This is a genomic window from Jiangella alba (assembly GCF_900106035.1).
GTDB classification, from domain to species: domain Bacteria; phylum Actinomycetota; class Actinomycetes; order Jiangellales; family Jiangellaceae; genus Jiangella; species Jiangella alba.
On the sequence record NZ_FNUC01000004.1, the window covers coordinates 3,282,944 to 3,295,067 of the forward strand.

The window sequence follows — 12,124 nt, forward strand, 5'->3', positions numbered from 1 at the left end:
GTGATTGCGGGCGCCGGTGTGGGTGGCGGTGCCGGTGGGACTCACGCCGACGGCGGCGGCTCGGGCAGCGGCGTCGCGTCGTGGACGGCGTGCGCCGCACGCCGCGGTGGCGGCGATCACCTGTGTGGGTGGCGGTGCTGGTGGGGCTGACGGCGCAACGTAGTACCGGCAGAGAGGTGGCGCGGAGGTGGACGGCGATCGCGTACGGCTCCGCGCCGTGCTCCTGGGAGCCGGAGGATGGCGCGGAGGTGGCGGCGATCGCGTACCCCCGCGCCGTGCTCACTGGCAGCCGACGGTGGCGGTTCGGAGGGCGATTCGGCCGCGGGAAGGGCGTGAAACCGCACGCCATGGCGGGTCGGGGGTGGCTGCACGGCGACGCCGGGCGTGACACTCTGGAATACGGGCACACGTCGGCCGGTTGTGGCGGTTAGATTTGGTTGACACGTCAACAGTCGGCGAGAGGGAGTGACGCGAGATGCAGTTCGGGATCTTCACGGTGGGGGACGTGACCACCGATCCCACCACGGGGCGGACGCCTACCGAGAACGAGCGGATCAAGGCGACGGTGGCGATCGCGAGGAAGGCCGAGGAGGTCGGCCTGGACGTCTTCGCGACCGGCGAGCACCACAACCCGCCGTTCATCGCGTCGGCGCCGACGACCACGCTGGCCTACATCGGCGCGCAGACCGAGCGGATCATCCTCTCGACGGCGACGACGCTGATCACGACCACCGACCCGGTGCTGATCGCGGAGAACTACGCCAAGCTGCAGCACCTCACCGACGGCCGGGTCGACCTCATGATGGGCCGCGGTAACACCGGCCCGGTGTACCCGTGGTTCGGCAAGGACATCCGCGACGGCATCGCGCTGGCTGTGGAGAACTACGCGCTGTTGCACCGCCTGTGGAGAGAGGACGTCGTCGACTGGCAGGGACGGTTCCGCACCCCGCTGCAGGGCTTCACGTCGACCCCGCGGCCGCTGGACGGCGTGCCGCCGTTCGTGTGGCACGGCTCGATCCGCAGCCCGGAGATCGCCGAGCAGGCCGCCTATTACGGCGACGGGTTCTTCCACAACAACATCTTCTGGCCGATGTCGCACACGAAGCAGATGGTGGGCCTGTACCGCCGCCGCTTCGAGCACTACGGCCACGGCCCGGCCGACACCGCGATCGTGGGGCTCGGCGGGCAGGTGTTCATGCGGCCCAACTCGCAGGACGCGATCCGCGAATTCCGCCCGTACTTCGACGTCGCGCCGGTGTACGGCCACGGGCCCTCGCTGGAGGAGTTCATGGACCAGACGCCGCTCACGGTGGGCAGCCCGCAGCAGGTCATCGACCGGTACGCGGCCATGCGCGACGACGTCGGGCACTATCAGCGCCAGTTGTTCCTGATGGACCACGCGGGCCTGCCGCTCGACATCGTCCTGGAGCAGATCGAGATCCTCGGCACGGAGGTCGTGCCGGTGCTGCGCCGCGAGATGGCGAACGGCCGCCCGGAGCACATCCCCGACGCGCCGACGCACGCGTCGCTGGTGGCGGCGGCCGGCGGGGCGCGCGACGCGACGGTGCACGCCGAGGACGACGTCACCGGCCGGACGGCGGAGAACGCGGAGGCCGCCCGATGACGACGTCGCGGCGCATCGCGGTGGTGTCGGCGGGCCTGCGCCAGCCGTCGTCGACCCGGTTGCTGGCCGACCGGCTCGCCGACGCCGCCGGCCGCCAGTTCGCCGCCCGCGACGTCGACGTCGACCTGCGCGTGGTCGAACTGCGCGAGCACGCGCACGATCTGACGAACCACCTGCTCAGCGGCTTCCCGAGCGCGTCGCTGGAGCAGGCGATCGAGGCGGTGACGACGGCCGACGGGCTGATCACGGTGTCGCCGATCTTCACCGCCTCCTACAGCGGCCTGTTCAAGACCTTCTTCGACGTGGTCGAGGCCGACGCGCTCGACGGGATGCCGGTGCTGCTCGGCGCGACCGGTGGGACCGAGCGGCACTCGCTGGCGCTGGAGCACGCGATGCGGCCGCTGTTCACCTACCTGCACGCCATCGTCGTGCCGACGGCCGTGTACGCGGCGACCTCCGATTGGGGTGCGGAGAACGCGGGTGACGGCGACGGCGGCGCGGTGCCGACCGGGCTGACCCGGCGCATCGAGCGCGGCGCCCGCGAGTTCGCCGAACTGGTCAGCGACCGCGAACCGCGCCAGGCGGCCGACCCGTTCGCCGTGCCGACGCCGTTCGAGCAGCTGCTCGCGGAGAACTGACCGGCCGGGGTGGCGCTGCGTAGCCCGGGCGGGGCTGCGTGCGGGTGCCCGGCCGGGTGGTAGGCGGGTGGCGCTTGCGGGTCGGGTGACGGGCCTGGGCGACGGGCGGTGGCGGGCCTGGGCGACGGGCGGGTGGCGGTGCCCGGCTGGTGGCACTTGGCTGGGTGATGATCTGGCGGGCAGGTCCGGCCTGGCGCCGGTGGGACGACGTCGTGCCGGGGACGGGCTGGCGGCCGCACGCCGCGGGTTCGGGCGCTTCGCGCACGCTCGTCGAGGTTCGGTACGGGGCGGGTTCGGGCGTCTCGCGCACGCTCGTCGAGGCGCGGCCGTACGCGGTGGGCGCGGGTGCCTCGCGCACGCTCGTCGAGGCGCGGCCGTACGCGGCGGGTTCGGGCGTCTCGCGCACGCTCGTCGAGGCGCGGCCGTACGCGGTGGGCTCGGGCGTCTCGCGCACGCTCGTCGAGGCGCGGCTGTACGCGGTGGGTTCGGGCGCTTCGCACACGCACGTCGAGGCTCGGCACGCGGCGGGCTCGGCCCCCCGCATAGGGCTCGGCGTCCCGCCGATCAGATGCCCAGCAGGCGGTCCTTGGCCGTCTCGTACTCGTCCCGGGTGAGGGAGCCGGAGCGGTACTGTGCGGCCAGCTCGGCCAGCTCCGTCGCGAAGAACGCCGGGCTCCTGCCGCCGTTCAGCTCCTCGAACGTCGGTATGCGCGGCTCGTCGGCAGGGGAGTGGGTCGGGTCGTGGCCGTGCCGTGCGACCTGGCCGAACGCCCATCCGTCGGAGCCCCGCCAGATCCACACCGGGTCGCCGATGGTGAACAGGCCGTGGCCGGGCCGGCTGCGCGACCGGGCGTCGACGAAGATCACCTCGCCGCCGGGCGCCTCGGCGACGACCAGGACGGTGACCGACCGCCAGGACGTCGGGTCGCCCGTCGGGTAGGACACCCAGACGGCCCGCCCGTGCTCCGGGTCGGTGCCGCTCGCGATCGTGGCCATGGCCTCGCGGCCGCGACGGATCTTGCGCCGGCGCAGCTGCCACCGGATGAACCATGCCCAGAGCGGACCCAGGACCACCCACGGGACGAGCAGCCAGGCCACGTTCCAGAACCACGGGAGGACGGGATCGTCCGTCCACAGGGCGATCGTGATGAACCGGACGCCCACCACGGACAGCACCGTCAGGGCGAGGAACCCCAGCACGGCCAAGGGGACCGACGGGGTCTCGAGGAAGTCGTCGGGGTCGCCGGAGAAGACGCGTGCGTCCTCGCCGCGGTCGACCAGGCGCAACGCGGTGCTGGGGCCGCCGTTCCTGGCTTCGTCGCTGTAGCTGCGCGAGGAGGGTTCGGCCACAGGGGGCGACGCCTTTCAGGGGGCGGCGAGGTGCTGGGCCGAGCCTACCGGGTGCCCGTGACGAGGCGGACGGGTCAGCCGGCGGCGGCGGTGGCGGCCGACATGAGCAGATCGACCTGCGCCGGCGCCAGGGCGTGGTCGATGACCATGACGGCCGCGCCGATGATGCCGGCGCGGTCGCCGGTGCTGGACTGGACGATGCGGAGGTCCTGCGTGGCCAGTGGCAGCGACCGCCGGTAGACGATCTCGCGGACGCCGGCGATGAGGTGCTCGCCGGCCTGGGAGAGGGATCCGCCGATGACGATGACGGACGGGTTGAACAGGCTCACCGCGGCGGCCAGCACCTCGCCGATGTCGCGGCCGGCCTGCCGGAGCAGCTGAAGGGCCTCGATGTTCCCGCCGCGGGCCAGCCCGACGACGTCGAAGCTGGAGGAGGCGTCGATGCCGCGGGCGGCGAGCTTGGCGGCGATGGCGGCGCCGCTGGCGACGGCCTCGAGGCAGCCGGTGTTGCCACAGCGGCAGACGACGTCGGTGCCGTGCGGGAGCTGCAGGTGCCCCATGTCGCCGGCGGCGCCCTGGGCGCCGCGATGCAGCCGCCCGTCGCTGATCAGGCCGCTGCCGATACCGGTGGCGACCTTGACGAACATCATGTGCGGCGCGCCGCTCCACGCCACGTGGTGCTCGCCCAGCGCCATGATGTTGACGTCGTTGTCGACGAGGGAGACCGCGCCGAAGCGGTCCTGCAGGTAGCCCTGCACGTCGAAGCCGTCCCAGCCGGGCATGATCGGCGGGCTGACGGGGCGGCCGGTGGAGTGCTCGACCGGGCCGGGCAGGCCGAGGCCCACGCCGAGGAGGTCGGACGGGTCGCGGCCGGCGTCGCGGATGAGCTCGTGGCCGATGCGGTCGACCCAGTCGAGGACGGTCTCGGGGCCGGCCGCGACGAGGAGGTCGTCGGCGGACTGGGCCAGCACCTCGGCGGCGAGATCGGTGAGCGCCAGCCGGGCGTGCGTGGCGCCGATGTCGGCGGCCAGCACGTACCGGGCGTTGGGGTTGAACGCGAACCGGGTGGGCGGCCGCCCGCCGGTGGACGCGGCCTTGTCGGCCGGGCCGATCAGGTTGCTCGCCAGCAGGGCGTCGACGCGCTGGGTGACGGTCGAGCGGGCCAGGCCGGTCTCGGCCGCCAGTTCGGCACGCGTGCGCGGCCGGCCGTCGCGCAGCAACTGGAACAGCGACCCCGCCGAGTACATGGAAGCGCCGTCGGGCTGGACGTTTGCCGGCCGTGACGTCGTGACGCCTACGCCTTCGAGCATGCCACTAGTGAAACACACCAGACTTCTTTCTGTGCAACATCCGCACATGCGGTAACGACCGCGCAACTTTTGCTTGACGTACATGCAAAAGTGCCTCTAAGTTCCTCTGCCATGGCAGTGACTCCGATCACAGACCGCGCGGCCGGTGCGGATTCCTTCCCCGAGACGGGGTACCGGGCAGCGATCGTCGGGACCGGCTTCATGGGCCGTGTGCATGCGCGGGCGGTCCAGGTGGCCGGCGGCCGGGTGGTCGGAGCGGTCGGCTCCACACCGGAGCGCGCGGCGGCGGCGCAGGGCGAGCTGCAGGCCGACGCGGTCTACACGACCCTCGACGACCTGCTGGACCGCGCCGACGTCGACGTCGTCCACGTGTGCACCCCCAACCACCTGCACGAGCCGGTCGTGCTCGCCGCGCTGGCCGCCGGCAAGCACGTCGTGTGCGAGAAGCCGCTCGCGACCTCCACCGAAGCCGCCGCCGCGATGACGGCCGCCGCCCGTGAGGCCGGCCGCGTCGCCGCCGTCCCGTTCGTCTACCGCTTCCACCCGATGGTGCGCGAGGCGCGCGAGCGGGTCCGCGCCGGCGAGGTCGGCAGCATCTTCCTCGCCCACGGCAGCTACCTGCAGGACTGGCTGCTGCACCCGACCGACGACAACTGGCGGGTCGACCCGCGCCTCGGCGGCCCGACCCGCGCGTTCGGCGACATCGGCTCGCACTGGTGCGACCTGCTGGAGTTCGTGACGGGGGAACGCATCGCCCGGCTGTCGGCGCAGTCGTCGACGGTGAACAAGCTGCGCGGCGTCGAGACGCTGCGCGACGTCACCACCGAGGACGTCGTGATCGTCCAGTTCGCCACCCGCGGCGGCGCGATCGGCTCGGTCGTCGTCAGCCAGGTGTCGGCGGGCCGGAAGAACCGGCTGCTGCTGGAGGTCTCCGGCTCGCGCGGCTCGCTCTCGTTCGACCAGGAGAACCCCGAGCAGCTGTGGTGGGGCGGACGTGAGCGCAGCAGCCAGCTGGTCCGCGACCCCGAGACGCTCAGCTCGCCGGCCGCCCGCTACGCCCGGGTGCCGGCCGGCCACCCGCAGGGCTACCAGGACTGCTTCGACGCGTTCGTCGCCGACACCCAGGCGGCCATCGGCGGCGAGATCCCCGACGGCCTGCCCACGTTCGACGACGGCCTGCGCGCCGCCCGGCTGGCCGAGGCCGTCGTGACGTCGGCCCGCGAGAGCGACTGGGTGGAGGTGCCCGAATGACCGGTGTGGCAAGTCCCGCCACGACGCTGCTGCGGATGCGCGGCATCGAGAAGTCGTTCCTCGGCGTCCAGGTGCTGCACGGCGTCGACCTCGACCTGCGCGCGGGCGAGGTGCACGCGCTGATCGGCGAGAACGGCGCCGGCAAGTCGACGCTGATGAAGATCCTCGCCGGCGTCTACCAGGCCGACGGCGGCAGCGTCGAGCTGGACGGCGAGCAGGTCCGGTTCGAGCACCCGCTGCTGGCCCAGCAGGCCGGCGTGTCGACGGTGTTCCAGGAGTTCAACCTGCTGCCGGAGCGCACCGTCGCCGAGAACGTGTTCCTCGGCCGCGAGCCGCGCCGCAACCGGCTGGTCGACGCCGGCCGGATGCACGCCGACACCGCGGCGCTGCTGGACGACCTCGGGCTGACCTGGCTGCGGCCGGAGACCCGGGTCAGCTCGCTGTCGGTGGCCGGCCAGCAGATCGTCGAGATCGTCAAGGCGCTGTCCTACGACGCGCGGATCATCTCGATGGACGAGCCGACCGCGGCGCTGGCCGACGAGGAGGTGGAGCTGCTCTACCGCCTCGTCGCGAAGCTGAAGGAGCGCGGCGTCGCCATCCTCTACGTCTCACACCGGCTCAAGGAGATCTTCGACCTGTCCGACCGGGTGACCATCCTCAAGGACGGCGCGCTGGTGGACACCGTCGCCACGTCCGACATCACCTCGGACGAGCTGGTGCGCAAGATGGTCGGCCGCCCGATCGCCAGCTTCTTCCCGGACAAGCTGCCCGGCACCGAGGCCGGCGACGTCCGCCTCGAGATCCGCGGCGGCGGCAACGAACAGCTCGACGGCATCGACCTGGACGTCCGCGGCGGCGAGATCGTCGCGCTGGCCGGGCTGCAGGGCAGCGGCCGCACCGAGATCGCGCACGCCCTGTTCGGCGTCGACCGGTTCACCCGCGGCACGGTGCGCCTGGACGGGCGCCCGCTCACCGCGCGGTCGCCGCGTCAGGCGGTGCGGGCCGGGCTGGCGCTGGTGACCGAGGACCGCAAGGGCGAGGGCCTGGTGCTCAACCAGTCCATCGCCGCGAACGCCCGGCTGGTGCTGGACGCCGTCCTGCCGCGCCGCGCGTCGCAGGGGGCGCGGCGGATCCCCGGCATCCTGTCGTCGCTGGAGCTGGTCTCGCGCGGCAGCAGCCAGGAGGTGCGCTTCCTGTCCGGCGGCAACCAGCAGAAGGTCGTGCTGGCCAAGTGGCTGGCCACCGAACCGAAGGCGATCGTGCTCGACGAGCCCACCCGCGGCATCGACGTCGGCGCGAAGGAGCGGGTCTACACGCTGATGCGCGAGCTGTCGGCGCAGGGCGTGGCGATCCTGATGATCTCGTCCGAGCTGCCCGAAGTGCTCGGGATGGCCGACCGCATCGTCGTTCTCCGGGACGGCCGCGTCGCGGGCGAACTCCCCGCCGGCGCTGATGAGGAGACCGTGATGGCACTGGCCACGGGCCACGAGACCGAAGGAACCCAGCGATGAGCCGCGCGGTCGCGGTCACCGGGACCGGCAAGGAGGCCCGCCGCCGGCTGGGCGCCACCGAACTGGTGTGGCTGGCGCTGGCCGGCGTGCTCGTCATCGGCGCGATCCTGGTGGCGCTGGACGACCAGAACCTGTTCAGCATCGCCAACACCCGCGACATCCTGAGCCGGTCCAGCCTGCTCGGGTTCGTCGCCATCGGCCAGACGCTGGTCATCCTGTGCCGGTCGCTGGACCTGTCCGTCGGCTACGTCATGGCGCTGAGCAGCCTGATCGCGGCGACGACGATGAACGGCGACCCCGCGCGGGTGCCGCTGGCGATCGTCGCCGTGCTGCTGGTGGCCGGCGGGATCGGCCTGTGCAACGGCCTGATCGTGTCGGTGCTGAAGGTCAACCCGTTCATCGCGACGCTCGGCGTCGGCCTCATCATCAAGGGCTACCTGGACACCGAGTACCAGGGCCCGGCCGGCGCGGTGCCCAGCTCGTTCCAGCAGTTCGGCTTCAGCCGCATCGGCCCGATCCCGGTGTCGACGCTGGTCATGCTGATCGTCGCGGTCGCCGGCATCCTGTTCCTGCGCAAGACCCGCACCGGGTACCACATGTTCGCCGTCGGCGGCAGCGCGGACGTCGCGCGGCTGTCCGGCATCCGCACCGGCCGGGTGCTGGTGACGGCGCACGTGCTCTGCTCGATCGCGGCGGGCATCGCCGGCCTGCTGATCGCGGCCCGCTTCGGCACCGGCAGCGCGCTGGTCTACAACTCCGGCTACGACCTGGAGTCGATCGCGGCGGTGGTGCTGGGCGGGACGCTGCTGCTGGGCGGCCGCGGCGGCATCGCCGGGACGATCGCCGGCGTGCTGATCCTGGCCGTGCTCGACACCGTCTTCAACATCCTCGCGGTCGACCCGTTCTTCAAGGACGTGCTGCGCGGCACCATCATCGTCGCCGCCGTCGCGATCTACGCCCGCCGGCAGATCGACCGCAAGGCCAGCCGCGTCAGATTCGGCGGTGACGGCGGCAGCGGCGGCTCCGCGCCACCCGGACCGAGGCCCGATCAGCCGACGCCAGAGCTCGCCGGAGGCCCCCGATGACCGTCACCACGCAGCAGCCCACGCCGCAGCGCAGCGCCGGCTCGCGGGCCGGCGACCTGCTCGCGCGGGTCTTCGGCGGCGGCAGCGCCACGGTGTTCGCCCTGCTCATCGTCGTGTTCGCGGCGATCTTCATCGTGAACCCGAGCTTCGCCGAGCCGCCGTCGCTGATGGCGTTCCTCAAGCAGGCCGCGCCGCTGATGATCCTGGCCATCGGCCAGTACTTCGTCATCGTGTCCGGCGAGTTCGACCTGTCGGTCGGGTCGCTGGTCGGCGCGCAGGTGGTCATCGCCGCCGCGCTGATCGACGGCGAGGAGGGCCGCACGGTCCCCGTCATCCTGCTGATGCTCGGCTTCGGCATTCTCGTCGGCCTGATCAACGGGCTGATCACCACACTGCTCAAGGTGCAGTCGTTCATCACGACGCTCGGCATGATGCTGGTGCTCTACGGCGCGATCCGGTTGTGGACCGGCGGCGCGCCGACCGGTGCCCTGTCCGAGGCCTTCCGCCAGCCCGGACGCGGCGGCATCGACATGTCGGTCGTACGGCAACTGCCGTGGGCGCTGATGATCCTGGTCGGGATCGTCATCATCGCCGTGGCGGTCATGCGCAGCTCGTACGGCCGCACGTTGATCGCCACCGGCGACAACGAGCGCGCCGCGGGGTTCTCCGGCGTCCGGGTCTGGCGGGTGCGCACGCTGGCGTTCGTCATCTCCAGCGTGCTGGCCACGCTGGCCGCGATCCTCATCGGCGGCTACGCCGGTGTCACGGCGCAGGTGGGACAGGGTTTGGAGTTCACCGCGATCACGGCGGTGGTGCTCGGCGGCGCCGCGCTCGGCGGCGGCCGGGGCTGGGTCGTGGCGGCGATGGCCGGCGCGCTCACCCTCGAGGCCCTGTTCGTCCTGTTCAACCAGTTGAGCATGCCGTCGACCATCCGGCCGGCGGTTCAAGGCGTGATCATCATCGCGGCCGTCGCCTACGCGGCCCGTGAGAGGGCGCGTCCCCGGCACCACCAGGAAGTCCCGTCCCAACCGCAACCGAACGAAGCCTGACTCCGCCGAGGCACGCTTCTCAGCCGAGGCGGCTATGTCATTTTCGTCGTCACCCAAGGAGGGGGAACGATGCGCACTACGCGCGCTCTACTGGCGGCGGCTGCTGCCGCGGCCCTGACGCTCGCGGCCTGCACCACCGACGAGCCGTCCGACACCGCGGCGCCCGAGGAGACCGAGGCGGCCGGCGAGGACCCGGGCGCCGAGGGCGAGGAGCCGGAGGACGAGACGGCCGACGGCGAGTTCTTCGTCCGCGCCGACTACGACCGGCAGCTGGCCCAGCGTGACATCGCGCCCGAGGGCGACCCGGCCACGCCGTGGCTGCAGGCGATCGAGCCGGAGTACGTCGACACCGCGCAGTACGCGCAGGACGGCAACACGCTCTGCTTCTCGAACGCCTCGGTCAGCAACCCGTGGCGGGTCACCGGCTGGATCACCATGCAGCAGCAGGTGGAGGTGCTGCAGCAGCAGGGCCTGATCGGCGAGTTCCGGGTCTCCGACGCCGCCGACGACGACAACAAGCAGATCTCCGACATCCAGGCGTTCATCGACGCCGGGGACTGCAACGCCATCATCATCTCGCCGTCGACGACGGCCACCCTGACCCCGGCGGTCGAGGCGGCCTGCGCGAGCGGCGTCCCGGTCATCGTGTTCGACCGCGGCGTCAACTCCGACTGCATGGCGACGTTCATCCACCCGATCGGCGGCTACGCCTACGGCGCGGACGGCGCGGAGTTCCTGGTCGAGAACCTGGAGCCGGGCTCGAAGGTGCTGGCGCTGCGGATCCTGCCGGGTGTCGACGTGCTGGAGAACCGCTGGGCGGCGGCGCAGGAGATCTTCGGCGACAGCGAGCTGGAGATCCTCGGCGACGAGTTCACCGGCGGCGACGGCGCGGAGATCAAGAACATCGTCACGCAGTACCTGCAGCGCGGCGACGTCGACGGCATCTGGATGGACGCCGGTGACGGCGCCGTCGCGGCCGTCGAGGCGTTCGAGGACACCGGCAACGACTACCCGGTCATGGTCGGCGAGGACGAGCTGAGCTTCCTGCGCAAGTGGCAGGAGACCGACATAACGGCGGTCGCCCCGGTCTACTCGAACTTCCAGTGGCGCACCCCGATCCTCGCCGCGACGATGATCTGGGCCGGCGAGCAGGTGCCGGTGGAGTGGGTGCTCCCGCAGGACGAGATCACCGAGGACGACCGCGACGAGTTCCTCGACCGCAACGCCGACATGCCCAGCCTGCACTACGCCAAGTTCGGCGGCGAGGACCTGCCGGGCTTCCCGGCGGCCTGGCAGGACCGCTGATCGGCACCGCCTGAACCGAGTCGCCACCCCCGCCGGCCGCGCGCACCGCGGCCGGCGGGGCACGGCGGGGAGAGGAGTCCGCACGTGAGCAGAGCGTTCGGGGTCAACACGTGGGTGTGGACGTCGCCGCTCACCGACGCCGCGCTGGCCGAGCTGGCGCCGCGGATCAGCGGCTGGGGCTTCGACGTCGTCGAGCTGCCGGTCGAGAACCCGGGCGACTGGGACCCGGCCCGCGCCGCCAAGGTGCTGGGCGACCACGGCTTGTCGGCGGCGGTCGCGCTGGTCATGGGCGACGGCCGCGAGCTGGTCGCGGCGGACCCGGACACCGTCGCCCACACCCGTGACTACCTGCGCCACGTCGTCGACGTCGCCGCGACGGTGGGCGCGCCGGCCATCGCCGGGCCCGCGTACGCGTCGGTCGGGCGGACCTGGCGGATGACGCCGTCCGAGCGCGCCGCCCACTACGCCGAACTGCGCGACGGGCTCGGCCCGGTGGTCGAGCACGCCCGCGCCGCCGGCGTCACCGTGGCCGTCGAGCCATTGAACCGCTACGAGACCAGCCTGATCAACACCGTCGACCAGGCGCTCGAGGCGATCGACGGGCTGCCGGCCGACGGCATCGGCCTGGCGCTGGACGTCTACCACATGAACATCGAGGAGCAGTCCGTCACCGGAGCGATCGCGCGGGCCGCCGGGCGCATCGCGCATGTCCAGGTGTGCGCCAACGACCGCGGCGCGCCGGGCGCGGACCACCTCGACTGGCCCGGCATCGTCGCCGCGCTGGACGCGGCGGGCTACACCGGCCCGCTGGTCATCGAGTCCTTCACCGCCGACAACGCGACCATCGCGACCGCGGCGTCCATCTGGCGGCCGCTGGCCGCGAGCCAGGACGCCATCGCCGTCGACGGACTGGCCTTCCTGAGGGGAGTGGTACCGCAGCACCACGCCTGACCGCACCACGCACGACCGCCGGCGCCGGCACGCCGCGGGGTTTCGAGAAG

General features: G+C 72.3%; 10 protein-coding genes. 8 read left to right on the forward strand and 2 right to left on the reverse strand.

Going from position 1 to position 12,124, the window contains the following annotated elements:
- Positions 1-475: 475 nt before the first annotated feature.
- Positions 476-1,624 carry an LLM class flavin-dependent oxidoreductase gene (locus BLV02_RS33050; protein ID WP_069113650.1) on the forward strand — a complete coding sequence of 383 codons (1,149 nt, stop codon included), beginning with the start codon at positions 476-478 and terminating at the stop codon, positions 1,622-1,624.
- On the forward strand, positions 1,621-2,262 hold the full coding sequence (locus BLV02_RS33055) for an FMN reductase (RefSeq protein ID WP_069113649.1): 642 nt from the start codon (positions 1,621-1,623) through the stop codon (positions 2,260-2,262). The genes BLV02_RS33050 and BLV02_RS33055 overlap by 4 nt, the downstream gene beginning before the upstream one ends.
- Positions 2,263-2,826: 564 nt before the next feature.
- On the opposite strand, the gene BLV02_RS33060 is transcribed toward BLV02_RS33055, so the two are convergent.
- Both BLV02_RS33060 and BLV02_RS33065 read right to left on the reverse strand, forming a co-directional pair.
- Positions 2,827-3,612: an SHOCT domain-containing protein gene (locus tag BLV02_RS33060; RefSeq protein ID WP_069113648.1), complete on the reverse strand. Its 786-nt coding sequence runs from the start codon at positions 3,610-3,612 to the stop codon at positions 2,827-2,829.
- 74 nt (positions 3,613-3,686) lie between these two features.
- On the reverse strand, positions 3,687-4,922 hold the full coding sequence (locus BLV02_RS33065) for an ROK family transcriptional regulator (protein WP_069113647.1): 1,236 nt from the start codon (positions 4,920-4,922) through the stop codon (positions 3,687-3,689).
- Between the two features lie 111 nt (positions 4,923-5,033).
- On the opposite strand from BLV02_RS33065, the gene BLV02_RS33070 reads away from it, so the two are divergent.
- The 6 genes from BLV02_RS33070 (at position 5,034) to BLV02_RS33095 (ending at position 12,074) form a co-directional block, all read left to right on the forward strand.
- On the forward strand, positions 5,034-6,173 hold the full coding sequence (locus BLV02_RS33070; RefSeq protein ID WP_074946875.1) for a Gfo/Idh/MocA family protein: 1,140 nt from the start codon (positions 5,034-5,036) through the stop codon (positions 6,171-6,173).
- Complete coding sequence (locus BLV02_RS33075) at positions 6,170-7,684, forward strand: sugar ABC transporter ATP-binding protein (protein ID WP_069113645.1); 1,515 nt, start codon at positions 6,170-6,172, stop codon at positions 7,682-7,684. The genes BLV02_RS33070 and BLV02_RS33075 overlap by 4 nt, the downstream gene beginning before the upstream one ends.
- On the forward strand, positions 7,681-8,769 hold the full coding sequence (locus BLV02_RS33080) for an ABC transporter permease (RefSeq protein ID WP_069113644.1): 1,089 nt from the start codon (positions 7,681-7,683) through the stop codon (positions 8,767-8,769). Before BLV02_RS33075 ends, BLV02_RS33080 begins: the two co-directional genes overlap by 4 nt.
- Complete coding sequence (locus tag BLV02_RS33085; RefSeq protein ID WP_069113643.1) at positions 8,766-9,818, forward strand: ABC transporter permease; 1,053 nt, start codon at positions 8,766-8,768, stop codon at positions 9,816-9,818. The genes BLV02_RS33080 and BLV02_RS33085 overlap by 4 nt, the downstream gene beginning before the upstream one ends.
- Before the next feature lie 69 nt (positions 9,819-9,887).
- On the forward strand, positions 9,888-11,123 hold the full coding sequence (locus BLV02_RS33090; protein ID WP_069113642.1) for a substrate-binding domain-containing protein: 1,236 nt from the start codon (positions 9,888-9,890) through the stop codon (positions 11,121-11,123).
- Positions 11,124-11,207: 84 nt separating this feature from the next.
- A complete protein-coding gene (locus BLV02_RS33095) occupies positions 11,208-12,074 on the forward strand; it encodes a sugar phosphate isomerase/epimerase family protein (RefSeq protein WP_069113641.1) in 867 nt (288 codons plus the stop codon).
- Positions 12,075-12,124 lie beyond the last annotated feature (50 nt).

Bases quoted from the DNA above. Each gene is read 5' to 3' on its own strand.
- BLV02_RS33050 (WP_069113650.1), top strand. From the start codon at position 476: ATGCAGTTCGGGATCTTCACGGTGGGGGACGTGACCACCGATCCCACC.
- BLV02_RS33055 (WP_069113649.1), top strand. From the start codon at position 1,621: ATGACGACGTCGCGGCGCATCGCGGTGGTGTCGGCGGGCCTGCGCCAG.
- BLV02_RS33065 (WP_069113647.1), bottom strand. From the start codon at position 4,922: ATGCTCGAAGGCGTAGGCGTCACGACGTCACGGCCGGCAAACGTCCAG.
- BLV02_RS33070 (WP_074946875.1), top strand. From the start codon at position 5,034: ATGGCAGTGACTCCGATCACAGACCGCGCGGCCGGTGCGGATTCCTTC.
- BLV02_RS33075 (WP_069113645.1), top strand. From the start codon at position 6,170: ATGACCGGTGTGGCAAGTCCCGCCACGACGCTGCTGCGGATGCGCGGC.
- BLV02_RS33080 (WP_069113644.1), top strand. From the start codon at position 7,681: ATGAGCCGCGCGGTCGCGGTCACCGGGACCGGCAAGGAGGCCCGCCGC.
- BLV02_RS33085 (WP_069113643.1), top strand. From the start codon at position 8,766: ATGACCGTCACCACGCAGCAGCCCACGCCGCAGCGCAGCGCCGGCTCG.
- BLV02_RS33090 (WP_069113642.1), top strand. From the start codon at position 9,888: ATGCGCACTACGCGCGCTCTACTGGCGGCGGCTGCTGCCGCGGCCCTG.